General features: G+C 70.0%; 24 protein-coding genes. 17 read left to right on the top strand and 7 right to left on the bottom strand.

Features of this window, described 5'->3' with window-relative positions:
- Positions 1 to 54 precede the first annotated feature (54 nt).
- Positions 55 to 498, bottom strand: a complete 444-nt coding sequence (locus tag EDD92_RS38155) for an SRPBCC family protein (protein WP_030936919.1) — start codon at positions 496 to 498, stop codon at positions 55 to 57.
- A 178-nt stretch (positions 499 to 676) separates the two neighbouring features.
- On the opposite strand from EDD92_RS38155, the gene EDD92_RS38150 reads away from it, so the two are divergent.
- The 4 genes from EDD92_RS38150 to EDD92_RS38135 all read left to right on the top strand — a co-directional run bounded on the left by EDD92_RS38150 (position 677) and on the right by EDD92_RS38135 (position 4,442).
- A complete protein-coding gene (locus tag EDD92_RS38150) occupies positions 677 to 1,729 on the top strand; it encodes an Rv2578c family radical SAM protein (protein WP_123968506.1) in 1,053 nt (350 codons plus the stop codon).
- A 135-nt stretch (positions 1,730 to 1,864) separates the two neighbouring features.
- The gene (locus EDD92_RS38145; protein ID WP_123968505.1) at positions 1,865 to 3,460 is read left to right on the top strand and encodes an alpha/beta hydrolase; all 1,596 of its coding nucleotides are present in this window, start codon (positions 1,865 to 1,867) and stop codon (positions 3,458 to 3,460) included.
- 62 nt (positions 3,461 to 3,522) lie between these two features.
- Positions 3,523 to 3,921 (top strand): RidA family protein, encoded by a 399-nt coding sequence (locus EDD92_RS38140; protein WP_123968504.1) that lies wholly within the window; start codon positions 3,523 to 3,525, stop codon positions 3,919 to 3,921.
- Between the two features lie 20 nt (positions 3,922 to 3,941).
- Entirely contained in the window at positions 3,942 to 4,442 is a 501-nt protein-coding gene (locus tag EDD92_RS38135) for a GNAT family N-acetyltransferase (protein ID WP_123970732.1), read from the top strand.
- Positions 4,443 to 4,449: 7 nt separating this feature from the next.
- Here the strand turns inward: EDD92_RS38135 and EDD92_RS38130 are convergent, their stop codons facing one another.
- Positions 4,450 to 5,025: an adenylosuccinate lyase gene (locus EDD92_RS38130; RefSeq protein ID WP_123968503.1), complete on the bottom strand. Its 576-nt coding sequence runs from the start codon at positions 5,023 to 5,025 to the stop codon at positions 4,450 to 4,452.
- Between the two features lie 401 nt (positions 5,026 to 5,426).
- On the opposite strand from EDD92_RS38130, the gene EDD92_RS38125 reads away from it, so the two are divergent.
- From EDD92_RS38125 to pssA, 9 genes are all read left to right on the top strand, one after another.
- On the top strand, positions 5,427 to 7,232 hold the full coding sequence (locus EDD92_RS38125) for a 3-hydroxyacyl-CoA dehydrogenase family protein (protein ID WP_123968502.1): 1,806 nt from the start codon (positions 5,427 to 5,429) through the stop codon (positions 7,230 to 7,232).
- Positions 7,233 to 7,368: 136 nt separating this feature from the next.
- Positions 7,369 to 8,184, top strand: a complete 816-nt coding sequence (locus tag EDD92_RS38120) for a TetR family transcriptional regulator (protein ID WP_260327049.1) — start codon at positions 7,369 to 7,371, stop codon at positions 8,182 to 8,184.
- A 414-nt stretch (positions 8,185 to 8,598) separates the two neighbouring features.
- Positions 8,599 to 9,942: a crotonyl-CoA carboxylase/reductase gene (gene ccrA / locus EDD92_RS38115; protein WP_123968500.1), complete on the top strand. Its 1,344-nt coding sequence runs from the start codon at positions 8,599 to 8,601 to the stop codon at positions 9,940 to 9,942.
- A gap of 17 nt (positions 9,943 to 9,959) precedes the next feature.
- A complete protein-coding gene (locus EDD92_RS38110) occupies positions 9,960 to 12,008 on the top strand; it encodes a protein meaA (protein ID WP_123968499.1) in 2,049 nt (682 codons plus the stop codon).
- Positions 12,005 to 12,970 carry a CoA ester lyase gene (locus EDD92_RS38105; protein ID WP_099932428.1) on the top strand — a complete coding sequence of 322 codons (966 nt, stop codon included), beginning with the start codon at positions 12,005 to 12,007 and terminating at the stop codon, positions 12,968 to 12,970. Before EDD92_RS38110 ends, EDD92_RS38105 begins: the two co-directional genes overlap by 4 nt.
- Positions 12,971 to 12,975: 5 nt before the next feature.
- Positions 12,976 to 13,488 carry a MaoC family dehydratase gene (locus tag EDD92_RS38100; RefSeq protein WP_062716551.1) on the top strand — a complete coding sequence of 171 codons (513 nt, stop codon included), beginning with the start codon at positions 12,976 to 12,978 and terminating at the stop codon, positions 13,486 to 13,488.
- Positions 13,489 to 13,491: 3 nt separating this feature from the next.
- Complete coding sequence (locus tag EDD92_RS38095) at positions 13,492 to 14,697, top strand: acyl-CoA dehydrogenase family protein (RefSeq protein ID WP_062710448.1); 1,206 nt, start codon at positions 13,492 to 13,494, stop codon at positions 14,695 to 14,697.
- Positions 14,698 to 14,867: 170 nt separating this feature from the next.
- Positions 14,868 to 15,524, top strand: a complete 657-nt coding sequence (locus EDD92_RS38090) for a phosphatidylserine decarboxylase (protein ID WP_030936947.1) — start codon at positions 14,868 to 14,870, stop codon at positions 15,522 to 15,524.
- A 22-nt stretch (positions 15,525 to 15,546) separates the two neighbouring features.
- Complete coding sequence (gene pssA / locus EDD92_RS38085; RefSeq protein ID WP_030936949.1) at positions 15,547 to 16,365, top strand: CDP-diacylglycerol--serine O-phosphatidyltransferase; 819 nt, start codon at positions 15,547 to 15,549, stop codon at positions 16,363 to 16,365.
- 325 nt (positions 16,366 to 16,690) lie between these two features.
- Here pssA and EDD92_RS38080 read toward each other — a convergent pair whose 3' ends face one another.
- On the bottom strand, positions 16,691 to 17,809 hold the full coding sequence (locus EDD92_RS38080; RefSeq protein WP_123970731.1) for a glycerate kinase: 1,119 nt from the start codon (positions 17,807 to 17,809) through the stop codon (positions 16,691 to 16,693).
- A 192-nt stretch (positions 17,810 to 18,001) separates the two neighbouring features.
- On the opposite strand from EDD92_RS38080, the gene EDD92_RS38075 reads away from it, so the two are divergent.
- Both EDD92_RS38075 and EDD92_RS38070 read left to right on the top strand, forming a co-directional pair.
- The gene (locus EDD92_RS38075; RefSeq protein WP_123968498.1) at positions 18,002 to 19,075 is read left to right on the top strand and encodes an ADP-ribosylglycohydrolase family protein; all 1,074 of its coding nucleotides are present in this window, start codon (positions 18,002 to 18,004) and stop codon (positions 19,073 to 19,075) included.
- Positions 19,076 to 19,158: 83 nt separating this feature from the next.
- A complete protein-coding gene (locus tag EDD92_RS38070; protein ID WP_123968497.1) occupies positions 19,159 to 19,653 on the top strand; it encodes an NUDIX hydrolase in 495 nt (164 codons plus the stop codon).
- Between the two features lie 12 nt (positions 19,654 to 19,665).
- On the opposite strand, the gene EDD92_RS38065 is transcribed toward EDD92_RS38070, so the two are convergent.
- Positions 19,666 to 19,866, bottom strand: coding sequence for a DUF2191 domain-containing protein (locus tag EDD92_RS38065; protein WP_123968496.1), 201 nt, complete (start codon positions 19,864 to 19,866; stop codon positions 19,666 to 19,668).
- 76 nt (positions 19,867 to 19,942) lie between these two features.
- On the opposite strand from EDD92_RS38065, the gene EDD92_RS38060 reads away from it, so the two are divergent.
- Positions 19,943 to 20,680, top strand: coding sequence for a Sir2 family NAD-dependent protein deacetylase (locus EDD92_RS38060; protein WP_123968495.1), 738 nt, complete (start codon positions 19,943 to 19,945; stop codon positions 20,678 to 20,680).
- Positions 20,681 to 20,721: 41 nt separating this feature from the next.
- Here the strand turns inward: EDD92_RS38060 and EDD92_RS38055 are convergent, their stop codons facing one another.
- The 3 genes from EDD92_RS38055 to EDD92_RS38045 all read right to left on the bottom strand — a co-directional run bounded on the left by EDD92_RS38055 (position 20,722) and on the right by EDD92_RS38045 (position 24,148).
- Complete coding sequence (locus tag EDD92_RS38055; RefSeq protein ID WP_260327047.1) at positions 20,722 to 21,963, bottom strand: serine hydrolase; 1,242 nt, start codon at positions 21,961 to 21,963, stop codon at positions 20,722 to 20,724.
- 206 nt (positions 21,964 to 22,169) lie between these two features.
- Entirely contained in the window at positions 22,170 to 22,652 is a 483-nt protein-coding gene (locus tag EDD92_RS38050) for a methylated-DNA--[protein]-cysteine S-methyltransferase (protein WP_123970730.1), read from the bottom strand.
- Between the two features lie 20 nt (positions 22,653 to 22,672).
- Positions 22,673 to 24,148 carry an AlkA N-terminal domain-containing protein gene (locus tag EDD92_RS38045; RefSeq protein ID WP_185124254.1) on the bottom strand — a complete coding sequence of 492 codons (1,476 nt, stop codon included), beginning with the start codon at positions 24,146 to 24,148 and terminating at the stop codon, positions 22,673 to 22,675.
- A gap of 159 nt (positions 24,149 to 24,307) precedes the next feature.
- On the opposite strand from EDD92_RS38045, the gene EDD92_RS38040 reads away from it, so the two are divergent.
- A complete protein-coding gene (locus tag EDD92_RS38040) occupies positions 24,308 to 25,477 on the top strand; it encodes an MFS transporter (protein WP_123970729.1) in 1,170 nt (389 codons plus the stop codon).
- Positions 25,478 to 25,499 lie beyond the last annotated feature (22 nt).

The raw sequence follows: 25,499 nt of genomic DNA, 5'->3' as shown, positions 1-25,499 counted from the left end.
AGGAGATCCACTCGAACCGGTGAGGGGCGTCAACGGCCCCCGAGTGGCCGGGACTTACTTCTCGACCTCGGTGGCGAGCTTGGCGAGCACGGCGTCGTAGATCCGACCGAGGCCCTTGGGCGCGAAGGTCTTCTCGAAGAAGCCGCCGATGCCGCCGGCGCCGTTCCAGACGGTGGTCACGACGACGCGGGACTTGCCCTCCCCCGCCGGGGTGACCCGCCAGGTGGTGACCATCGAGGAGTTGCGGTCCTTCTCGACGAGCTCGCCGTCGGTGGGCTCACTGACCTCCAGGAGGCAGTCACGCACGCGCTTGCTGGTGGCCTGGAGCTTCCAGTGGACGAGGGTGCCCTCGCCGTCGCCGCCCTCGCGCACCTCGTACTCGCTGAAGTGCTCGGGCAGCACCTTCGCGCGCGTGCCGCTGTAGTCGGCGAGGGCGTCGAACACCTTCTCCGCGTCTGCCGCGACGACCCGCTCGGTAGTGGCCTCGACCTGCGCCATCGGTTTCCTCCAGGACTTGCTTCTCTCGGGGTTGGGGCAAGCCAACCACCCCCGCCCACGGCCGCCCAAATCGGGGTGACCCAGGACGCCCGTGGGGCTTCCGGAGCGATCGGAAACAGGCCTTGCACGGGAAATCGAACACGTGTTTCACTCGGGGCAGCGCTACCGAGGAGGCGTCATGCGGTGGGAGAACCTCACAGTGGAGTCCGGCGGGCACAGCCGGGCGGCGGACGCCGCGTTGTTCGGCGCGGACGCGGTGGTCAGCCGTACCTTCGACACGCCCGAATTCCGTGGAATCACCTTCCACGAGGTGCGGGCCCGCTCGATCATCAACCGGGTGCCGGGCGCCTCGCGCATGCCCTTCGAGTGGACGGTCAATCCGTACCGCGGCTGCTCGCACGCGTGCGTGTACTGCTTCGCCCGCAAGACGCACACCTATCTGGACCTCGACTCGGGGATCGACTTCGACTCGCAGATCGTGGTCAAGGTGAACGCCCCGGAGCTGCTGCGCCGCCAGCTCGGCTCGCGCCGCTGGCAGGGCGAGCACATCGCGATGGGCACGAACGTCGACTGCTACCAGCGCGCCGAGGGGCGCTACCGGCTGATGCCGGGCATCCTGTCCGCCCTGCGCGACCACGCCAACCCCTTCTCGATCCTGACGAAGGGCACGCTGATCCTGCGCGACCTCGACCTTCTGGTGCAGTCGGCCCAGGTGACGGATGTCGGCATCTCGGTGTCGGTCGGCTTCACCGACCCCGAGCTGTGGCGCACGGTGGAGCCGGGCACGCCCGCCCCGGAGCGCCGCCTGGACGTGGTCCGCACACTCGCCGAGCACGGCATCGGATGCGGCGTCCTGATGGCCCCGGTGATCCCGTTCCTGAGCGACCGGCCCGCCCAACTGCGCGCGACCGTACGGGCGATCGCGGCTGCCGGGGCCACCTCCGTCACCCCGCTGGTGCTGCACCTGCGCCCCGGCGCCCGCGAGTGGTTCATGGCCTGGCTGGCCCAGCACCACCCGTACCTGGTGCGCCGCTACGAGCGTCTGTACGCGGACGGCTCATACGCCCCGAAGTGGTACCAGCGCCGGATCACCCGTCAGGTCCACGAGCTGGCCCAGGAGTACGGGATCGGCCCCACGCGCGCGGGGATGCCACGGCGGATCCGGCCGCCCGAGGCACCCGAGGCACCCGAGGCGACGGTGTCCGAACCGACCCAACTGACGCTCATTTGAGAGCATACGAGCGCATCCCGCGACCCAATTGGGTCAAGTCTTGCCAGAACGAGTTCTTCCGGGGCGGCCTTCCGGGACGATGCGGCGAGGACCGTGAGCCTCGCGGTCCGAAACCCTCCGTCCTGGGAGGACTTCATGAGAAAACGCGCAGCGGTGCTGTGCGGTGCCGCCGTCGTCGTGGCCGGGAGCTTCACTGCTCTCCCCGCCGGCGCGAGCACCGCGCAGTCCCCGCAGTCCGCTCCAGCCGCGAAACTCACCTGGAAGAACTGCGCCACCACGAACTATCCGACGCTGCAGTGCGCGTCGCTCGACGTGCCGCTCGACCACCGACACCCGCGCGGGCAGCAGATCACGCTTGCGCTCTCGCGCGTGAAACACACCGCGCAGAAGAGCCAGGGCCCGCTGCTGGTCAACCCCGGCGGTCCCGGCGGCAGCGGCCTCTCGCTCGCCGGATTCGTCGCGTCCTCCCTGCCCAAGGCGGTCGCGGCCCAGTACGACGTCATCGGCTTCGACCCTCGCGGGGTGGGCAAGAGCAAGCCCGCCCTCGACTGCAAGCCGGGCCACTTCAATCCGGTGCGCCCGGACACCGTGCCGAGCACACCGGCCCTGGAGAAGGCCAACCTCGACCGCGCGAAGTCCTTCGCCGCCGCCTGCGGCACCAAGTACGCGAGCCTGCTGCCGTACATCAACACCATTCAGGCCGTGCAGGACATGGACTCGATCCGCGCGGCCCTGGGCGCACGGCAGACCAGCTACTTCGGCTACTCGTACGGCACCTACCTGGGCGCCGTCTACGCCAAGCTCTTCCCGCAGCACGTGAAGCACCTGGTCCTGGACTCGATCGTCGACCCGACCGGCGTCTGGTACGACGACAACATCGCGCAGGACTACGCCTTCGACGCCCGCCAGAAGGCCCTGTTGGCCTGGATCGCCAAGTACGACTCGACGTACAAGCTCGGCACCGACCCGGCCGGGATCGAGGCCAAGTGGTACGCGATGCGCAAGGCGGTCGCCAAGAAGCCGGCCGGCGGCAAGGTGGGGGCCTCCGAGCTGGAGGACACGTTCGTCCCCGGCGGCTACTACAACGGCTACTGGCCCCAACTGGCCCAGGCGTTCGCGGCGTATGTGAACGACAAGAACTCCGACCCGCTGGTCGGGGCGTACGAGAAGTTCGCCGCTGTCGACGCCTCCGGGGACAACGGCTACAGCATCTACGCCTCGGTGCAGTGCCGTGACGCCTCCTGGCCGCGCGACTGGAACCAGTGGCGCAAGGACAACTGGGCGGTGTACGAGAAGGCGCCCTTCATGGCTTGGAACAACGCCTGGTACAACGCGCCGTGCGCCTTCTGGCCGACGGACTCGCTGCGGCCGGTGCACGTCGCCAACGACAAGCTGCCGCCGGTACTGCTCTTCCAGGCGACCAACGACGCGGCCACCCCGTACGAGGGCGGCGTGACGGTCCACCGTCTGCTGGCCGGCTCGAGCTTCGTGGTCGAGCAGGGCGGCGGCAACCACGGCATCACGCTGAGCGGGAACGCCTGCCTGGACAAGTACCTGGCAACGTACCTGTCCGACGGCACGGTGCCGCGCAGCGGCGGCCCGGTCGACGCGGTGTGCCCGAAGACGCCCGATCCCAAGCCGCTGAGCACCAAGGCGGCGATGAGTACCAAGGCGACGTCGACGTCCGACGGCGGCGCCACGCTGCACGGCCTGATCGGCTTCCGCGGCTGAGCACGACCCGAAGGTGAGGTCCCGTCGGAGGCGTTGTCAGACGCATGGTCCACGATGGACGCATGAGTGAGCTGACCAGGATCACCGCCCCCGACGGGGTCTTCCCCGCCGCGCAGTACAGCCATGTCGTCATGGGCACGGGCCGTTTCGTCGCGATCGCCGGCCAGCTCGCGCTGGACGAGGACGGCAAACTCGTCGGCGAGGGCGACCCCGAGGCCCAGGCCCGCCAGGTCTTCGAGAACCTCCGCCGCTGCCTGGCCGCCGCCGGGGCGAGCTTCGACGACGTCGTCAAACTCACCTACTTCGTCACGGACACGGCACACCTGCCCGCAATCCGCACGGCCCGCGCCACCCACATACCCGACGACCGCCTCCCCGCGGCCTCCGCGGTACAGGTCGCCGCCCTGGTCCGACCCGAGTTCCTGATGGAGATCGAGGCGTTCGCGGTGGTGGGTGCGTGAGTGGGCTCCTGGTCCGTGAGATGACGCTCGCGGACTGCGAGCGCGTGGCGGAGATCCGAGTCGGCGGCTGGCAGTCCGCGTACCGGGGGATCATCCCGCAGTCCTACCTGGACGCAATGAGCATGCGGGAGGACGCCGAGCGCCGCCGCACCCGCTTCCTGGAGAGCAACGCCGAGGTGGTGAACCTGGTCGCCGAGCAAGGTGGGGAGATCGTCGGATGGGTCTGCCACGGCCCGTACCGGGTCGGTGAAGTGCGCACCGGGGAGCTCGAGTTGTACGCGCTCTACGTGGCCCCTGAGTCGTACGGCCTGGGCGTGGGGCGGGCCCTGATCGAGGAGTCGGTACGGCGGTGCACGGCCGCCGGGCACGCGCGTATGCACCTGTGGGTGCTGAAGGAGAACGCGCGTGCCCGCCGCTTCTACGAGCGGTCGGGCTTCCACCCGGACGGCGCCGAGGAGTCCTTCGCCGTGGACGGGGCCGAGGTGCCGGAGGTGCGGTACGTCAGGGACCTGACGGGCTGACGTGGCGTCACCTCTGTCTCGGGATCCGGGCCAGCGCCCGGACCGCCGCCTGTGCCAGGGCCGGATGTGCCAGCGCCTCGCTGAGTACGGGTCTGGCGCGGGCGTCCTCCAGGGCGCCGAGGCCCTCCACGCAGGCGAGCGCCACCCGGCGGTACGGGTCGTGCGGGCGCAGCCTGCGCTCCAGGGTGGTGATCAGCGCGGGCACGGACTCGGGGGCGCGCAGCTCCGCAAGGAGCCGGACCGGGTGGAGGGCGTAGGCGACACGGAGTTCGTTGGTGGCGAGGGCTGCCGCCGCGCGGGCGGTGCGCGGGTCGCCGAGGTGGGCGAGGGCGTGCGCGGCCGAGGCACAGCGCTGCGGATCGCGGTGGTTCAGAAACAGGACAAGGGCCTCGAAGGCACGCCGGTCACCCGCGAGCCCCAGCCGGAACGCGGCCAGCTCCCTGGCCCACAGCGGCTGCCCGGGCTCGGTGAGCACCCGTGCCAGCTCATCGGCGTCCTCGGTGGCCACGAGACGGTCGTATGCGGCCGTCGCCCCCGACTCCACCCGTAAACGCTCCGTGAGCGATCGCAACTCTTCGTCCATGACACCGAAGATTAGAAGGGGACGCCGATCTCTCGGGACGTACATCACAAACACGGGGACTAGCGCGCTCGTTACCCGCCGGTTAAGCTCAGACGAGCGAGTTACCCACTCGCATTCCCTTGCGGCGGCCTGGTGACGCAGCCGTCGTAAGAGCAGTCGGTTCGGTACATCAGGTACCGCAGCACGACCCGGCCACGGGACAGGGCCGGTCGGATTTCTCACCGTTCGCTCCAGGCGTGTGCGCGCCCACGGCGACGGCATCGGGCGTGTGCGCTTGCAGCCCGGCAACAACACCCGCATTCCTTTCACGCACCCGGTGCGCCAGGTCCGGCTTCGGCCGGCTTTCCCTCGGCGCACCCGGGCGCTCTCCCAGTCGTCACCCTCATGCCTGGAGTCCCGCGATGGCCACTCCCCTGTCCCACACCCCTTCCTCTTCGCTCACGACCATTGCCGTCGTCGGCCTCGGCACCATGGGCACCGGTATCACCGAGGTCCTCGCCAAGGCCGGCCGCGAGGTCGTCGGCATCGACATCAGCGAGGCCGCGGCCGCCAAGGCCCTCGCCACTCTGGAGGCGGCCACTGCCCGTGCCGTGGAGCGGGGCCGGCTGACCGAGCAGGAGCGCGCGGACGTCCTCGCCCGCGTCCGCATCTCCACCGACCTGCAGGCCGCGGCCGACGCCGACCTCGTCATCGAGGTGGCTCCGGAGTCGTACGAGATCAAGCACCAGATCTTCCGTGAGCTCGACGGGATCGTCCGCCCGGAGACGATCCTGGCGACCGGCACCAACGCCCTGTCCGTGACCCGTCTGGCCGCCGACTCGGCCCGTCCGGAGCGCGTGCTGGGCCTGCACTTCTTCAACCCGGCGCCCGCGATGAAGCTGGTCGAGGTCGTCTCCTCCGTCCTCACCGCGCCGACGGCCGTCACCGCGGTCACCAACCTCGCCCTCGACCTCGGCAAGGAGCCCGTCGCGGTCGGCGACCGGCCCGGGTTCGTCGCCGACGGGCTGCTGTTCGGCTACCTCAACCAGGCCGCCGCGATGTACGAGGCCAAGTACGCCTCCCGCGAGGACATCGACGCGGCGATGCGGCTCGGCTGCGGTCTGCCGATGGGCCCGCTCGCGCTGCTCGACCTGATCGGTGTCGACACCGCGCGCACGGTCCTGGAGGCCATGTACGCCGAGTCCCACGACCGCTTGCACGCCCCCGCGCCGATCCTCAAGCAGCTCAGCGAGGCGGGCCTGACCGGCCGCAAGTCGGGCCGCGGCTTCTACACGTACGAGGCCCCGGGCAGCGCCACCGTCGTGCGGGACGCGCTGACGCCGCTGGACGGCGCCGCCCTCGCCCCGGGCCGCGAGGTCCGCTCCGTCGGCGTCGCGGGCTCCGGCACCATGGCGTCCGGCATCGCCGAGGTCTTCGCCAAGGCCGGCTACGAGGTCGTCCTCGCCGCCCGCAGCGAGGAGAAGGCGCAGGCCGCCAAGGCCCGTATCGGCAAGTCGCTGTCGCGCTCCGTCGACAAGGGGCGGATGACCGCCGAGGCCGCCGCGCAGACCCTGGACCGGATCACCGCGGCGGGTTCGTACGAGTCCTTCGCCGACGTCGACCTGGCCGTCGAGGCGGTCGCCGAGGACCTGGAGATCAAGCAGCAGCTGTTCCAGGCGCTGGACAAGGTCTGCAAGCCGGGCGCGGTCCTGGCCACCACGACCTCCTCGCTGCCCGTGGTCGCCTGCGCCCGCGCCACCTCGCGCCCGCAGGACGTGATCGGCATGCACTTCTTCAACCCGGCGCCGGCGATGAAGCTGGTCGAGGTCGTCCGCACGGTGTTGACGGCCGAGGACGTCCACGCGACGGTGCGCGAGGTGTGTGGACGGATCAAGAAGCATGCGGTCGACTGTGGAGACCGTGCAGGCTTCATCGTGAATGCACTGCTCTTCCCCTACCTCAACAACGCGATCAAGATGGTGCAGGAACACTATGCATCTCTTGACGACATTGACGCGGCGATGAAGCTGGGCGGCGGCTACCCGATGGGCCCCTTCGAGCTCCTGGACGTCGTCGGGCTCGACGTCTCCCTGGCGATCGAGAAGGTCCTGCACCGCGAGTTCCGCGACCCGGGCCTGGCCCCGGCGCCGCTCCTGGAGCACCTGGTGGCCGCGGGCTGCCTCGGCCGCAAGACGGGCCGTGGCTTCCGCGAATATGCCCGCCGCTGACGGCGCCGGCGACTGGTTCAGAGGCGAGACGGACTGGGGCGGTCTGCTCGGCCCCGCCGGAGGACCCCCGCCCGCACCGGGCGGGGTCACCCCCGTACATGCGCAACAAGCTGCGCACATGCAGTACGTTCGGGTCATGTCCCAGCCCGCCAAGTCCTCACGTACACCAGCTACGCCCGACGCGCCGGAAAGTGCCGCAGGCAGTCGCGCGGCCGCCCAGCGGCTCAAGATGCGCCGCGAACTGGCGGCCGCGGCGATGGAGCTGTTCGCGACCAAGGGGTACGAGGCGACCACCGTCGACGAGATCGCGGCCGCGGCCGGGGTCGCACGGCGCACCTTCTTCCGCCACTTCCGCTCCAAGGAAGAGGCGATCTTCCCCGACCACGACGACACGTTGATCCGTGCGGAGGCCGTGCTCAATGCGGCTCCCGCGCACGAGCACCCGCTCGACACGGTGTGCCGCGGCATCAAGGAAGTCATGCGGATGTACGCGGCGCGGCCGGAGATCTCGGTCGCCCGCTACAAGCTGACGCGTGAGGTGCCCACCCTGCGCGAGGCAGAGATCGCGTCGGTGGCCCGTTACGAGCGCCTCTTCACCCGCTACCTCCTCGGCCACTTCGACGAGCATGCGCACGACGACGACGCCAACGACGACCCGCTGCTGGCCGAGGTCGCCGCGTCCGCCGTGGTCACCGCCCACAACCACGTCCTCAGACGCTGGCTGCGGGCCGGCGGGCAGGGCGACGTCGAGGCGCAGCTGGACCACGCCTTCGCGATCGTGCGCAAGACGTTCGGGACGGGCATCGGGGCGGGGCGCAGCACGACGGCAACGAAGCCGACGGCTCCCGCGGCCGTCTCCACCCAGGGCGAGGTCCTGGTCACCGTCGCACGTACCGACGCCCCGCTGGACGAGGTCATGCGGACCATCGAGCAGGCACTCAAGGAGCGCTGAGGGCTCTCCACGCCTGTGATGACGGCCACCCTTCGGGGTGGCCGTTTTGGCATGTCAGAGCCCCTTTTCCCACACCTTTCAACCCCCGTTTCGATCGATCATCGCTCATTTGTTACGTAAAGATTTCACCTGAGGGCAATCTCTGGCACTCAGTGCCTTGCGGGGTGACACGCGGTGTCATACGTTGAAGGAGTCCGGGCGGCCGGCGTGCAGAGACCTACCGCACGTCGGCTGTCCCCTCAAGCCCATGGCTTGCGCGCCCGGACGCCTGCGTCACAGGCAACCTCCCGCGCCACAAAGCGCTGCCGAACAGCACCACCGCCGAACCGACGGCACTTCTCAAAAAACCCTCAGCAGCACCGACGTAACCCTCAGCGTCCCTCCCTCAGGACGCGTATCGCCGGAGGCAACACCGTGACCACGAAGGACATCCTGGACGCGATCCAGTCGCCGGACTCGACGCCGGCCGACTTCGCCGCCATGCCGCTCCCCGAGTCGTACCGCGCGATCACCGTGCACAAGGACGAGACGGAGATGTTCGCGGGTCTGGAGACCCGCGACAAGGACCCGCGCAAGTCGATCCACCTGGACGAGGTTCCGCTGCCGGCGCTCGGCCCGGGCGAGGCCCTGGTGGCCGTCATGGCCTCCTCGGTCAACTACAACTCGGTGTGGACCTCGATCTTCGAGCCCCTGTCCACCTTCGGGTTCCTGGAGCGCTACGGCCGCACCAACGAGCTGGCCAAGCGCCACGACCTGCCGTATCACATCATCGGCTCCGACCTCGCGGGCGTCGTCCTGCGCACCGGCCCCGGCGTCAACGCCTGGAAGCCCGGTGACGAGGTCGTCGCGCACTGCCTCTCCGTCGAACTCGAGTCGTCGGACGGCCACAACGACACGATGCTCGACCCCGAGCAGCGCATCTGGGGCTTCGAGACGAACTTCGGCGGCCTCGCCGAGATCGCGCTCGTCAAGTCCAACCAGCTGATGCCGAAGCCGGACCACCTGTCGTGGGAGGAGGCCGCCGCTCCGGGCCTGGTCAACTCCACCGCCTACCGCCAGCTGGTCTCCCGCAACGGCGCCGGCATGAAACAGGGCGACAACGTCCTGATCTGGGGCGCGAGCGGCGGTCTCGGCTCGTACGCCACGCAGTTCGCACTGGCCGGTGGCGCCAACCCGATCTGCGTCGTGTCCTCGCCGCAGAAGGCGGAGATCTGCCGGGCGATGGGCGCCGAGGCGATCATCGACCGCAACGCCGAGGACTACAAGTTCTGGAAGAACGAGCACGAGCAGGACCCGCGCGAGTGGAAGCGCTTCGGCAAGCGCATCCGCGAGCTGACCGGCGGCGAGGACGTCGACATCGTCTTCGAGCACCCCGGCCGCGAGACCTTCGGTGCCTCCGTCTACGTCACGCGCAAGGGCGGCACCATCGTCACCTGCGCCTCGACCTCGGGCTACAACCACGAGTACGACAACCGCTACCTGTGGATGTCCCTGAAGCGGATCATCGGCTCGCACTTCGCCAACTACCGCGAGGCCTGGGAGGCCAACCGGCTCATCGCGAAGGGCAAGATCCACCCGACGCTGTCGAAGGTCTACTCCCTGGAGGAGACCGGGCAGGCCGCGTACGACGTGCACCGCAACCTCCACCAGGGCAAGGTCGGCGTGCTGTGCCTGGCCCCCGAGGAGGGCCTCGGCGTGCGCGACGAGGAGCTGCGCGCCAAGCACATCGACGCCATCAACCGCTTCCGCAACATCTGAGACACCCGAGGTCATAGATGACTGAGCGTCAGCCCGCCGAAGGCAGGCGGGAGAAGGACCGGCCGTGGCTCATGCGCACGTACGCCGGTCACTCCACGGCCGAGGCGTCCAACGAGTTGTACCGGCGCAACCTCGCCAAGGGCCAGACCGGCCTGTCGGTCGCGTTCGACCTGCCGACGCAGACCGGCTACGACTCCGACCACATCCTCGCCCGCGGCGAGGTCGGCCGGGTCGGAGTGCCGGTCGCGCATCTCGGTGACATGCGCCGGCTGTTCCAGGACATCCCCCTGGAGCAGATGAACACCTCGATGACGATCAACGCCACCGCCATGTGGCTGCTGGCGCTCTACCAGGTCGTCGCCGAGGAGCAGGGTGCGGACATCACCCAGCTCCAGGGCACGACCCAGAACGACATCGTCAAGGAGTACCTGTCCCGCGGGACGCACGTCTTCCCGCCGGGGCCGTCGCTCCGTCTGACGACGGACATGATCGCGTACACGGTCTCCCACCTCCCGAAGTGGAACCCGATCAACATCTGCAGCTACCACCTGCAGGAGGCGGGCGCCACGCCGGTCCAGGAGATCGCGTACGCGATGTCCACCGCGATCGCCGTCCTCGACGCCGTGCGCGACAGCGGCCAGGTGCCGCAGGAGCGCATGGGCGACGTCGTCGGCCGCATCTCCTTCTTCGTGAACGCGGGCGTCCGCTTCGTCGAGGAGATGTGCAAGATGCGGGCCTTCGGGCGGATCTGGGAAAAGATCACGCTCGAGCGGTACGGCATCCAGAGCCCCAAGCACCGCCGTTTCCGCTACGGCGTCCAGGTCAACTCCCTCGGACTGACCGAGGCGCAGCCGGAGAACAACGTCCAGCGGATCGTGCTGGAGATGCTGGCCGTGACCCTCTCCAAGGACGCACGCGCGCGTGCCGTGCAGTTGCCCGCCTGGAACGAGGCGCTCGGCCTGCCCCGCCCCTGGGACCAGCAGTGGTCCCTGCGCATCCAGCAGGTCCTGGCGCACGAGAGCGATCTGCTGGAGTACGAGGACATCTTCGAGGGTTCGCACGTCATCGAGGCGAAGGTCGCGAAGCTCGTCGAGGAGTCGCTCGCCGAGATCGAGCGGATCCAGGAGATGGGCGGCGCGATGGCCGCCGTCGAGTCCGGCTACCTCAAGTCGCAGCTCGTCTCCTCGCACGCCGAGCGCCGCGCCCGTATTGAGTCCGGTCAAGAGAAGATCGTGGGCGTCAACATCTTCGAGACGACCGAGCCCAATCCGCTCACCGCGGATCTCGATACAGCCATCCAGACAGTTGATCCGGCTGTCGAGGCCCGTGTCATCGCCTCGCTCCAGCACTGGCGCGACACCCGCTACCAGCCGCCCTTCAACCACCCGCGCCCCTGCAAGGCGCTGGAGAAGCTGAAGGAGGCCGCCAAGGGCACCGCCAACCTCATGGAGGCCACCCTGGAGTGCGCCCGCGCGGGCGTCACCACCGGCGAGTGGGCCGGGGCCCTGCGCGAGGTGTTCGGCGAGTTCCGCGCCCCCACCGGTGTCTCGTCCGCGCCTGTGGCGATCCCCGCCGAGGAGGGATCGGCCATGTCCGACGTCCGCCGCAAGGTCGACCTGACGGCCAAGGACCTCGGCGTCGGCAAGCTGCGCTTCCTGGTCGGCAAGCCCGGCCTTGACGGGCACTCCAACGGCGCCGAGCAGATCGCCGTGCGGGCCCGTGACGCCGGCTTCGAGGTGGTCTACCAGGGCATCCGCCTGACGCCCGAGCAGATCGTGGACGCGGCCCTCGCCGAGGACGTGCACGCGGTCGGCCTGTCCATCCTCTCCGGCTCGCATGCCCAGCTGGTCCCGGACGTGCTGGAACGCCTCCGTGTGGCCGGTGCCACAGATATACCGGTGATCGCCGGTGGCATCATCCCCAATGGTGACGCCGAACAGCTGCGGGCCGCCGGAGTGGCCGCGGTCTTCACCCCGAAGGACTTCGACATCACCGGAATCATCGGCCGCATCGTCGACGAGATCCGGAAAGCGAACAAGCTCGACCCCCTGGAGGTCCCCGCATGACCACGCCCGTCAACCGTCTGCGTCCGCGACGCTCCTGCCTCGCGGTCCCCGGGAGCAACCCCCGCTTCCTGGAGAAGGCGCAGGGCCTCCCCGCCGACCAGGTCTTCCTCGACCTCGAGGACGCGTGCGCCCCGCTCGCCAAGCCCGAGGCGCGGCACACCATCGTCAAGTTCCTCAACGAGGGCGACTGGACCGGCAAGACGAGGGTCGTGCGCGTCAACGACTGGACGACCGAGTGGACGTACCGCGACGTCGTGACCGTCGTCGAAGGTGCCGGCCAGAACCTCGACTGCATCATGCTGCCGAAGGTGCAGACCGCCCAGCAGGTCGTCGCCCTCGACCTCCTGCTGACGCAGATCGAGAAGACGATGGGCTTCGAGGTCGGCAAGATCGGCATCGAGGCGCAGATCGAGAACGCCCAGGGTCTCAACAACGTCAACGAGATCGCGACGGCGTCCCAGCGCGTCGAGACGATCATCTTCGGCCCGGCCGACTTCATGGCGTCGATCAACATGAAGTCGCTGGTCGTGGGCGAGCAGCCGCCCGGCTACCCGGCGGACGCCTACCACTACATCCTGATGAAGATCCTGATGGCCGCCCGCGCCAACAACCTCCAGGCGATCGACGGCCCCTACCTGCAGATCCGCAACATCGACGGCTACCGCGAGGTCGCCCAGCGCGCCGCCGCGCTCGGCTTCGACGGCAAGTGGGTGCTGCACCCGGGCCAGGTCGAGGCGTCCAACGAGATCTTCTCGCCCTCGCAGGAGGACTACGACCACGCCGAGCTGATCCTGGACGCGTACGACTACTACACGTCCGAGGCGGGCGGCAAGAAGGGCTCCGCGATGCTCGGCGACGAGATGATCGACGAGGCCAGCCGCAAGATGGCGCTCGTCATCTCCGGCAAGGGACGTGCGGCGGGTATGCAGCGCACGTCGAAGTTCGAGATCCCGGAGGCCTGAGCGCGATGCAGTTCGGACGCACCTACGAGGAGTTCGAGGTCGGGGCGACGTACAAGCACTGGCCGGGCAAGACGGTCACCGAGTACGACGACCACCTGTTCTGTCTCCTCACCATGAACCACCACCCGCTCCACATGGACACCAACTATGCGGAGAAGACGACGGACTTCGGCAAGAACGTCGTCGTCGGGAACTACATCTACTCCCTGCTGCTCGGCATGTCCGTGCCGGACATCTCCGGCAAGGCGATCGCCAACCTGGAGATCGAGTCGCTCAAGCACGTGGCGCCGACCTTCCACGGCGACACGATCTACGGCCAGACGACCGTGCTCGACAAGTGGCCGTCCAAGTCGAAGAACGACCGCGGCATCGTCTACGTCGAGACCAAGGGCTACAAGCAGGACGGCACGCTGGTCTGCGTGTTCCGCCGCAAGGTGATGGTGCCCACCGAGACGTACATCAAGGAGCGCGGCGGCGAGCAGCCCGGCCGCCCCGAGCTCAAGCAGCAGGAGAAGTAAGCCATGGCCCGTCTCGCCCAGACCGCCGGTCTGACCGACATCCAGCAGGAGATCCTCTCCACCGTCCGCGACTTCGTGGACAAGGAGATCATCCCGGTCGCCACCGAGCTGGAGCACCGCGACGAGTACCCGCAGCAGATCGTCGACGGCCTCAAGGAACTCGGCCTGTTCGGCCTGATGATCCCCGAGGAGTACGGGGGTCTGGGCGAGTCGCTCCTCACCTACGCCCTGTGCGTCGAGGAGATCGCCCGCGGCTGGATGTCGGTGTCCGGCATCATCAACACCCACTTCATCGTGGCGTACATGCTCAAGCAGCACGGCACGCAGGAGCAGAAGGACCACTTCCTGCCGCGCATGGCGGCCGGCGACATCCGCGGCGCCTTCTCGATGTCGGAGCCGGGCCTCGGCTCGGACGTGTCGGCCATCACGTCGAAGGCTGTCAAGGACGGCGACGAGTACGTCCTCAACGGCCAGAAGATGTGGCTGACGAACGGCGGAACGTCAAGTCTGGTCGCCGTACTGGTCCGAAGTGATGAAGGACACCCCGAGGGCACCGCGCCCCACAAGTCGATGACGACCTTCCTGGTCGAGAAGGAGCCCGGCTTCGGAGAGGTCCGCCCCGGCCTCACCATCCCCGGGAAGATCGACAAGATGGGCTACAAGGGCGTCGACACCACCGAGCTCATCATGGATGGCCTGCGGATTCCGGCCAACCGTGTGCTCGGCGGCGAGACCGGCCGAGGTTTTTACCAAATGATGGACGGCGTGGAGGTCGGCCGCGTGAACGTGGCGGCGCGTGGCTGCGGCGTCGCTCAGCGTGCGTTCGAACTCGGCGTCCAGTACGCCCAGCAGCGTCACACTTTCGGCAAGCCGATCGCCCAGCACCAGGCCATCCAGTTCAAGCTGGCCGAGATGGCTACCAAGGTCGAGGCCGCGCATGCGATGATGGTGAACGCGGCACGCAAAAAGGACTCTGGGGAACGAAACGACCTTGAGGCTGGGATGGCGAAGTACCTCGCCTCCGAGTACTGCAAGGAGGTCGTGGAGGACGCCTTCCGGATCCACGGCGGCTACGGCTTCTCCAAGGAGTACGAGATCGAGCGCCTCTACCGTGAGGCCCCGATGCTGCTGATCGGTGAAGGTACCGCCGAGATCCAGAAAATGATCATCGGTCGCAGGCTGCTCGAAGAGTATCGGTTCCAGGGTTAGATGTCCGGATACGGGGTGTTTTCTTGGAGAAGAAGATCACACCCCGTCAGCACTCTTCAGCCGCCGACTCGGCTTCCTGGCTTGCCCAGTTGCGGCCCGCGACCGGTACCATCCCGGGAAAGCCGCCGTCCCCCGTTACAGCGCGGCATCATCCGCTACGAAGGTCATCCATGCCCCACAGCCAAACCTCTGCACCACGCGACAGCCGGGCCGGCGTACGCCTCGCGCGCGGAGCATCGCCGTGGCTTCTGCCGACCGTCGCCACCGCAGCCCTCAGCCTGGCCCGGGCGCGCCGCTCCGGCGTCGCCAAGGCCGTGGCCGTGCCCGCCACCGCGCTCGCGGCGGGCATGCTGTGGTTCTTCCGCGACCCCGAGCGCGAGATCGCCCCGGGCCGGGTCATCTCGCCCGCCGACGGTGTGGTGCAGAGCATCATGCCGTGGAAGGACGGCCGTACCCGCGTCGCGATCTTCATGAGCCCGCTCAACGTCCACGTCAACCGGGCGCCGCTCTCCGGCACGGTGACGTCGGTCGAGCACATCCCCGGCGGGTTCGTTCCGGCGTTCAACAAGGAGAGCGAGAACAACGAGCGCGTAGTCTGGCACTTCGACACCGAACTCGGCGACATCGAAATGATCCAGATCGCCGGCGCGGTGGCCCGCCGCATCGTGCCGTACATCCCGCAGGGGACGAAGGTCGAGCAGGGTGACCGCATCGGTCTGATCCGCTTCGGCTCGCGCGTCGACATCTACCTGCCCGAGGGCGTGGAGGTCGCGGTCGAGGTCGGCCAGAAGACCGTGGCTGGGGTGACTCGCATTGACCGTGATTGATCCTGATACCCAGGCGGGCTGGGTGCCCGAGGCCGACGAGGTGGACGAAGAGGAGGAGATGCCCCTCTCTCTCCGCCTCTCAATAGCGGACACCCTCACCCTCGGCAACGCCACGTGCGGCTTCATGGCGGTGTACTTCACCACCACCGGCATCCTGATCCCGCACCTCACCGGCGACCAGGAGACCGGCATGGCCCGCCACAGCGCGGCCACGGCGGTGATCCTGATGCTGTGCGCGGCGGTCTTCGACCTGTTCGACGGCCTGGTGGCACGCAAGCTGCGCTCCTCCCCCATGGGCGCGGAACTGGACAACCTGTCGGACCTGATCAGCTTCGGTCTGGCGCCGGCGTACTTCGTCCTCGTCTACGGCATGGTCGCGGACGACGCACATCAGCGGGTGGCCGCGGTCGGGGCAATCGTGGTGCTCTTGGCCGTGGTGCTGCGGCTGGCGAGATTCTCGTGCGTGACCGTCCCGAACGGCATGTTCCAGGGCATGCCCTCGCCGTTCGGTGCGCTGACGGTGGTCTCGATCGTGCTCCTCGAGCTGCCCTTCGTGGCGACCCTCCTGGCGATCCTGGGCACGGCCTGGCTGATGGTGAGCCGGGTCGAGTACCCGAAGCCGCGGGGCCGTCTCGCGGTGGCGATGCTGTCCTGGATCGTCGTGTCGATGGGCCTGCTGGCGGCCTGGGCGTTCGACGCCCCGAGCGGCCAGCTGCTGCTCCAGACGGGGTGTGCACTCCAGCTGGTCACCGGTGCGGTGATTCCCCTGTTCGCCACGGCTCGCCGGGTGAACAACTTCCGCGACAACCGGCGCGAGGCGCGGGCGGCGCAGCTGCCGTAGCGGCTCTTCTACGACGGCGAAGGGCCCCGAACCTGTTGGGTTCGGGGCCCTTCGTATGTGGGCGCCGTCCTGGGCTGCCGCCCCCAGACCCCCGCTTCGGCCTGACCGGCCTCGTCCTGAAACGCGGGACGGGCTGAAAGATCACACCCCGGCCGGCGGCTGAAAGATCACATCCCGGTCGGCGGCTGAATGATCACATCCCGGTGGGCGAAATTCAGCACCAGTCCGCAAAATTCAGCCCCTCCGGCGTTTGAGGAGCGGGGGTCCGGGGGCCGGCCCCCGGGTCGGGACGGGTAGGGGCGGCGGGGGCGGAAAAAGCCTGGTCTCAGGTCAGGAAGTCCCGGCCGATCTGCTCCGCCACCCGTTCCAGGATCGGCCCCGCATCCGCGATGCACTTGGCGACGTCCGGCTCCACGGAAGTCAGCGGGTACGCCCGTCGGATTCCCGCCCGCCCCAGCGCGTCCGGCGGCAGAGCGAGCCGCCCGCACACCGCCACGACCTCCTTGTCGGCGGCACGCGCGGCTGCCGCGACCCCCGCCGGAGCCTTGCCGTGCAGGGTCTGTTCGTCCAGGGAGCCCTCGCCGGTGATCACCAGGTCGGCCCACTCCAGCGCCGGTGCGAAGCCGAGCACGTCGAGCATCACCTCGATGCCGGGGCGGAAACGGGCGCCGAGGAGCAGGGCGCCGTAGCCGATGCCGCCCGCTGCGCCAGCGCCCGGGGACGCGGCGAATTCCGCCGCCTTCGCGCCGACCGCTTCCTCCAGGACCTTCGCGTAGTGCGCGAGGGCCGTGTCCAGGGTCTCCACGTCGTCCGGGGAGGCGCCCTTCTGCGGGCCGTAGACGGCGGGTGCGCCCTTCGGGCCGGTCAGCGGGTTGTCGACGTCGCTCGCCAGGACCAGTTCGACGGAGGCGAGGCGCGGGTCCAGGCCGGACAGGTCGGCGGAGGCGAGCTCGCCCAGTCCGCCGCCGCCCGGGGGAACCGGCTCCCCGTCCGCATCCAGGAACCGTGCCCCCAGCGCGGACAGCATGCCGGCGCCGCCGTCGGTGGTCGCGCTGCCGCCGACGCCGAAGACGATCGTGCGTGCGCCCGCGTCCAGCGCGGCCCGCAGCAGTTCGCCGGAGCCGTACGTGGACGCAGTGAGCGGTGCGAAGACGCCGGCCGGCAGTCGCTGCAGCCCGCTCGCCTCCGCCATCTCCACGACCGCCGTGCCCGCGCGCAGTGCGAAGGCCGCCGTCACCTCGTCGCCCAGCGGCCCGGCGACGCGCACTTCCCGCCGCTCGAAACCGGCCACGACCGCCGCGTCCACGGTCCCGTCACCGCCGTCGGCCACGGGCAGCGACTCCACCTGGAGCTCCGGTACGACCCGGCGCAGCCCGGCCGTCACCCGCTCGGCGACCTGCACGGCCGTCAACGACCCCTTGAACTTGTCCGCGGCGATGAGCACGCGCTGTGTCACCTGTTTCCCCTTGCTCTCCGGGCCTTGCGCACGTCAAGGCCAGTCGCGCCGCTGCGACCTTAACCGGAGGATGACCCCGGCGTCATTCGGTGACCGGTGCCTGGGACACTCCGCGCGCCGCGGGATGCGCCGATGTGCGGCCCCGCGCAGCCGGCGGCCAAATTGGGTAAACCTTCTGCTATGACCCCTGTGGGCACTGAGCCAGAGCTCGGAGACCGCATCCTCGGGGGCTGGCTCGGCCGGATCTCGGGCAACATGCTCGGCAAGCCGGTCGAGCAGGGCGACCTGTGGACGCGGGACCGTATCGACCGCTATCTGCGGCAGGCCGCCGCCCTGCCCCTCACCGACTATCTTCCCGAGCCCGCCGACGAGAGCGACGGCTTCGAGCTGCGCCCCGAGTGGCGTCAGTGCGTGCGCGGCCGTATCCACGGCAGCTGCCGCGACGACGACGTCGACTACGCGATCCTCGGCCTGGACCTCCTGGAGACGCACGGCTTCGACTTCAGCACCGAGCAGGTCGGCGAGCTGTGGCTGCTGCGGCTGCCGTATCTGCAGACCTTCACGGCGGAGCGGGCCACGTACCGCAATCTCGCCAACGGGCTGAAGCCGCCGCTGACGGCCACGTACGACAACCCGTACCAGGAGTGGATCGGCGCCCTCATCCGCGCCGACATCTACGGCTGGACGTGCCCGGGCGTGCCGCGCCGCGCCGCCTTCCTGGCCCGCCGGGACGCGGTGCTGTCGCACACCGGCAACGGGGTGTACGGCGCGATGTGGGCGGCGGCGCTGATCGCGGCGGCGTTCACCGCGCCCACCGTGCGGCACGCGGTCGACCAGGCCCTGGCCGTCATCCCGGCGAGCAGCCGGCTCGCCCGTACCGTGCGACGGGTCGTCTCCCTCCACGACACGCGGATGACCTGGGAGGACACGCTCACGACGGTCGCCGAGGAGACCGCCGGGCTCGGCTGGATCCACACCATCCCGAACGCCGCCGTACTCACCGCAGGGCTTCTGTACGGCGACGGCGACTTCACCCGCACCATCACGCTCACCGTCCGCGGCGGCCTGGACACCGACTCCAACGGGGCGACGGCGGGCTCGGTGGCCGGCGTGCTGACCGGGGCGGACGCGATTCCGGCGCAGTGGAAGGAGCCGCTGGAGGACACCGTCCGCAGCGCGGTGTTCGGCTTCGACGGGGTGCGGATCAGCGAGCTGGCGGAGCGGACGCTGCAGCTGGCGGAGGCGGAGATCTAGCCGAAGGCCGAGACTGGTCAGTCACATGCCCGGCCGGGCAGTGAGGGCGAAAGGCGGCTGCGCAAGCTGGTTACCCTTCCTGGATGACCACCACGCCAGACTTCGCCACGTATCTCGCCGGCCTCCCCCGCATTCTCGCCGGGGCCGCGGCCCTGTTCCGCGACGTCGAGGGCCGGGTGCTGCTCGTCGAGCCCAACTACCGTGAGGGCTGGGCGCTGCCCGGCGGCACGATCGAGTCCGACGACGGCGAGACCCCGCGCCAGGGCGCGCGCCGCGAGACCCTCGAGGAGATCGGTCTCGACCGCGAACTGGGCCGGCTGCTCGCGGTCGACTGGGTGTACAAGCCGAGCTGGCCGCCGCTGGTGGCCTACCTGTACGACGGCGGTGTCCTCGACGAGGACGACCTCAAGGCGATCCGCCTCCAGGAGGAGGAACTGCTCTCCTGGCGCCTCGTCCCCCGTGAGGAACTCGACGACTACCTGCTGGGCACCCTCGGCCACCGTGTCCGGGTCGCCCTGGACGTCCTCGCGGAGGGTTCGGGCACGGCCGAGCTGGAGAACGGGCAGCGGGTGGCCTGACCGGGCGTCGGCTCACCCCTCGGGGTCGCGGGGCTTGACGTCCACGTCGCGCAGCGCTTCGTCCCGCGCGGCAACCCGGGCCTCGGTCCGGTGGCCGCGCTCGATGTAGTCGCGGACGACGAGCTCGACGGCGTCCTGAGGGTTGCCGGCACCCGCGAGGACCATGACTTCCACGACGAGTTCGGCATCGAGCGAGACGGTGACCTTGGCCATGGCCGGAACCTAGCACCGGACGGCGCGCACGAATATCCGTTCGCCCCACCCGGTCCGCCGTCCTACCCTCGGTGCCATGAGCAAGCCCCTCGTCGCGATCCTCAGCGGTGCCGGTATCTCGACGGACTCCGGAATCCCCGACTACCGCGGCCCCAACGGGCTGTGGCGGAAGGATCCCGAGGCCGAGAAGCTCGTGACGTACGAGTACTACATGGGCGATCCGGAGATCCGGCGGCGGTCGTGGCAGATGCGGCGCAAGAACCGGACTCTGAAGGCCGAGCCCAACGCCGCGCACCGGGCCGTGGCGGAGTTGGAGCGGTCCGGGGTGCCCGTGCGGGTGATCACGCAGAACGTCGACGGGCTGCACCAGCTCGCCGGGATGCCCGCCCGCAAGGTGCTCGAACTGCACGGCTCAGCGCGGAGTTTCGTGTGCACCGGGTGTCATGCGCGCGGGCCGATGGGAGACGCGCTCGCCCGGGTCGAGGCCGGGGAGGACGACCCGGCGTGTCTGGAGTGCGGGGGCATTCTCAAGTCGGCGACGGTGATGTTCGGCGAGCGGCTCGACCCGGTGGTCCTCGGTGAGGCTCTCGCCATCACCAAGGCCTGCTCCGTGTTCATCGCCGTCGGCACCAGCCTGCAGGTGCAACCCGCGGCCGGACTCGCCGGCGTCGCCGCCGACCACGGCGCACGGCTCGTCATCGTCAACGCCGACCCGACGCCGTACGACGACCGGGCCGACGAAGTGATCCACGAACCCATCGGCACCGCACTGCCCGAACTCCTGGACCGGCTGAACGCGGAGAGCCGCAGCTAGGGCCCGGGCCGCCGTCGGGCGCGGCTACGACGGACACCGTGTCAGCTCCCGGCCGGGACGATGGTGCCGAAGGAGGCTGCGGCGATCTGCTGGATGTAGCGCATCTCGGTGCCGTCGAGGTTGTTGGGGTTGAGGGAGTAGACGATCTTGCGGGAGAGGTCGCGGGTGGCGAAGACGCCGCCGGTGCAGCCGGGGCTGGAGCCGGTCTTGCCCCAGACCACGACTCCGTTGGAGGCCTTGACCCGCATCAGGCCCATGGTCATGCAGGCCCGGCCGGCGTCCGTCTGGGTGCGGCACTGGCTGCTGTGGTGGCTGGGGACGTCGGGAACCGCGAAGAGCTCGGCCTGCTGGGCCGGCGGAAGGAGACGGCCGCGGAACAGCTCGGTCATGAAGCGGTCGAGGTCGGCGGGGGTGGAGATCATGCCTCCCTCGGCCCAGGGCCAGGGGCTCTGCTCGGTGACGTCCACCGGGTGCCTGGTGCCGTCCGTGGACTTGACCATCAGGTAGCCGTGCGCGTGCGGGCCGGGCACGGTCGGGTCGTCCGCGTCGGGGACGTAGGTGTCGTGCAGGCCGAGGGGGCGGGTGATCCGGGACTGCACTTCGTGGGCGAAGGTGTGCCCGGTGATCTTCTCGATCAGCACGCCGGCGACGTAGTAGTTCATGCCGTTGTACTGCTGCGCGGTGCCCGGCGCGAACTGCATCGGCTGACCGGCCATCAGGTCGATCACCTGCTGCGGGGTGAAGCTCTTCAGACGGTTGGCGGCGAACCATTCGGGGCTGCCGTCGCCGAAGTCCGGGCTGTCGGCCGCGCGCGGCAGGCCGCTGGTGTGGTTGAGCAGCCGGCCCACCGTGACCGGCGGAAGGTCCGCGGGCAGAACGCCCGGCAGGTAGTGCTGGACGGGTGTGTCCAGGTCGATCCGGTGCTCGGCGGCGAGTTGGAGCACGACGGTCGCCGTGAAGACCTTGGAGATGCTGCCGATCCGGAAGTGCCCGTTGCGCGGGACGCCCTGACCGGTCTCCAGGTCGCCCACACCCGAGGTGCCCGACCAGTGGCCGGCGCTGCCGGTGATCCGCAGCAGGGCGCCGGTGACGTCCGCGCTGGGCAGACCGCCGATGGCCGCCCTGAGCTTGACCGGGTCGAGCGCGGGCAGCGGGGTTTTGGCCGCCGAAGCCGCAGGCGCCGCAGCCGGGATCACTGCGGAGGCGGGGGCGGCCACGCTCACGGCGAGGGCGGCCACCACGGCGCCGGCGGCTGCCACGGTGGACCAACGGGTACGACGCACGGAGCAGTTCACGGCAGGGCTCTCCCAAGGTGACGGTCGGACCGGCGAACGTCCGGCCCGACCACGAGTCTCTTGCGCCCCGGCAGCCCCGTTCATCAGGAGCGTCCCCGAGTAACCCCTCACCATCCCTGACAACTGATTCGGGGTCAGGTTCATACCTGATCAGGGTGACCCGGCCTGAACAGCGGATTTCAAACGCCCTACCGCTAGAACAGGGCGGTTCCCCGCTCGAAATCGAGTAGTCGTCGTTTTCGGTCCAGGCCGCCGCCGTATCCCGTGAGGCTGCCGTTGGCCCCGACGACTCGGTGGCAGGGGACGATGATGCCGATCGGGTTCTTGCCGTTGGCGAGGCCGACCGCGCGGGAGGCGGACGGGTTGCCCAGGGCTTCGGCAAGGTCGCCGTACGAACAGGTTTCGCCGTAGGGGATCTTGCGGAGTCGGTCCCAGACAGAACGTTGAAACGGCGTTCCGTGCAGGCTGAGTTCGACGGTGAACTCCTTCAACTCGCCCGCGAAGTAGGCCTCCAGTTGTTCCTCCGTCTCGCCGAAGAGCGTGTCGTCCTGTACGCCGAAGGACTCCTCCGGCGGGCGGTGGCGCTGTTCGGTCATGTAGAGGCCGCAGAGGGTGCCGTCTTCGGCTACGAGGGTGAGGGGGCCGTACGGGCTGTCGATCACGGTGTGGTGCTTCACGGGGCTCATCGCGAACGTCCTTATACGGGAAGGAAGTTGATCGGGTGGCTGTCGGTCGCCCAGAGGTACTGGACCGCGTACGCCCGCCAGGGGCGCCAGGCCGCCGCGCGGGCGGTGAGGGCCGACGGGGTGGACGGGAGGCCCAGGTCCTGGGCGGCGCGGCGGATGCCGAGGTCCGTGGGGAGGAAGGCGTCGGGGTCGCCGAGGGCGCGCATGGCGATGACGTCGACGGTCCAGGGGCCGAAGCCGGGGAGGGCGAGGAGCTGGGCGCGGGTTTCGGGCCAGTCGCTCTCCGGGCCCAAGTGGACGGTTCCATCGGCGAGTTGGCGCACCAGGGTGGTGAAGGTGGTGCGGCGGGTGCGGGGCATGGCCAGGGACTCGGGGTCGAGTGCGGCGAGTGCTTCGGGAGTGGGGAAGAGGTGGGTGAGGCCGCCCTCGGGGTCGTCGATCGGGTCGCCGTGCGCCGTGACCAGGCGGGAGGCGTGGGTGCGGGCAGCGGCCGTGGAGACCTGCTGACCGAGCACGGCACGTACGGCGAACTCCGCCTCGTCGACCGTGCGCGGGACGCGTCGGCCGGGGGCCTTGTCGACCAGCGGGGCGAGGAGGGGGTCCGTGCGGAGCTGGTCGTCGATCGCGACCGGGTCGGCGTCCAGGTCGAGCATGCGGCGGCAGCGGCTGATGGCGACGGGCAGGTCGCGCAGGTCGCTGAGGGTGAGGCGGCAGGCGATGTGGTCGGGCTCGGGGGCCAGGGTCGCGATGCCGTGGCCGTAGGGGAGGCGGAGGGTGCGGCGGTAGGCGCCGTCGCGCCACTCCTCCACGCCGGGTACGGCGGTGGCGGCGAGGTGGCCGAAGAGGTTGTCGGGGTTGAGGGGGGTGCGGAACGGCAGGCGGAGGGTGAGCGTGCCCGGCGTGGCGGACTGGGGGTTCCTCTTCTTGGGCAGCCGGGCCCGCAGTTCGCTCGGGGCGAGGGCGAAGACCTCGCGCACGGTGTCGTTGAAGGTGCGGATCGAGGAGAAGCCGGCGGCGAAGGCGATCTCCGCCATGGGGAGGGCGGTCGTCTCGATCAACAGGCGTGCGGTCTGGGCGCGTTGGGCGCGAGCCAGGGCGAGGGGGCCGGCGCCGAGTTCGGCGAGCAGCTGGCGTTCGATCTGGCGGGTGCTGTAGCCGAGGCGGGCGGCGAGGCCGGGGACGCCGTCGCGGTCCACGACGCCGTCGGCGATCAGGCGCATGGCGCGGGCCACGAGGTCGGCGCGCCGGTTCCACTCCGGGGAGCCCGGGCTGGTGTCGGGGCGGCAGCGCTTGCAGGCCCGGAATCCGGCCTGCTGGCAGGCGGCCGCGCTCGGGTAGAAGGTCATGTTCTCGGGCTTGGGCGGTACCACCGGGCAGCTGGGCCGGCAGTAGATGCGGGTGGTCAGGACCGCCGTGTAGAACCAGCCGTCGAAGCGGGCGTCCTTGGACTGGACGGCGCGTACGCAGCGCTCTCGGTCTGTGTGCATCCCGTTCTGCATGCGTCCAGCATCGGCGATGGGCGGGGCGGGGGCTGGCGAGAATCCGACATCAAGGTGGTGTGGGCTGGAGCGGTCCGGATCACCCTCTGCTCTTCAAGGTGCGTGATGGGTACGCTGCCCTCCATGGACCGTGGACGGCAGCGACCGATGTGGCCGCTGTACGCGGCGGGGTTCACCACCGCCTTCGGGGCGCACGGTATCGCCGCGAACCTCGGGGGTGCCGGAAAGGGCGCGGTCACCTCGCTGCTCGTCCTGGGTGGTCTGCTCGCGCTGTACGACGGTGCGGAGGTCGTGCTGAAGCCGGTGTTCGGCACGGTGGCCGACCGGGTCGGGGCGCGGCCGGTGCTGCTCGGCGGGCTGGTGGCGTTCGCCGCCGCGTCCGCGGTGTACGTCCTCGCGGACAGCCCGGGGTGGCTGTGGGCGGCGCGGCTCGGGCAGGGGGCGGCGGCGTCCGCGTTCTCGCCGGCCGCGTCCGCGCTGGTGGCGCGACTCAATCCCGCGGCCAAGCACGGGCGGGTCTTCGGGAGTTACGGCTTCTACAAGTCCGTCGGCTACACGCTCGGGCCGCTGCTGGGCGGGGTGCTGGTGTGGGCGGGCGGGCTGCGGCTGCTGTTCGCCGTACTGGCGCTGCTCGGTGCCGCCGTCGCGGTGTGGGCGCTGGTCGCCGTACCCGTCGTAGCACCGCTCCCCCGCGCCCGGCAGACGGTGCTGGATCTGGCGCGGCGGCTGACGGACCAGGCGTTTCTCGTGCCGACGGCCGCGCTCGCGGGGGCCACCGCCGCGCTGTCGGCCGGGGTGGGCTTTCTGCCGGTGTCCGGTGCGGTGGCGGGGTTCGGGACGGTGGCGACGGGTGCCGCGGTGTCGGTGCTGGCCGCTTGCGCGGCGGTCGTACAGCCGCGTGCCGGGCGGGCCATGGACGCGGGACGGCTCACCGCGGGCGCCGGGCTCACCGCCGGGCTGCTGCTCGCGGCGGCCGGGCTGGCCTGCGCGATGCTGCCCGGCCTGACCGGCGTCCTGCTCGCCGCCGCCCTCATCGGCACCGGCACGGGCCTGATCACCCCACTGGGCTTCGCGACCCTGGCCTCGGCCGCCCCGCAGGAACGGCTCGGGCAGACGATGGGCGCGGCGGAACTCGGGCGCGAACTGGGGGATGCGGGCGGGCCGTTGCTGGTGGCGGCGGTGGCAGCCGCAGCGACCCTGACGTACGGGTTCGGGGCGTTGGCGGTCGTGTTGGGGGGCCTGGCGGCGGCGGTTGCGGCGGGCGTACGGAGGGGACGGCCGGGGCGCGCTGAGGCGGGTGCGGCGCCGACCGCATGACGCACGCTGTTCGCGCCGCCCA

It is taken from the genome of Streptomyces sp. TLI_185, assembly GCF_003814765.1.
Classification (GTDB): domain Bacteria; phylum Actinomycetota; class Actinomycetes; order Streptomycetales; family Streptomycetaceae; genus Streptomyces.
This window is presented reverse-complemented; position numbering and strand designations above follow the sequence as displayed.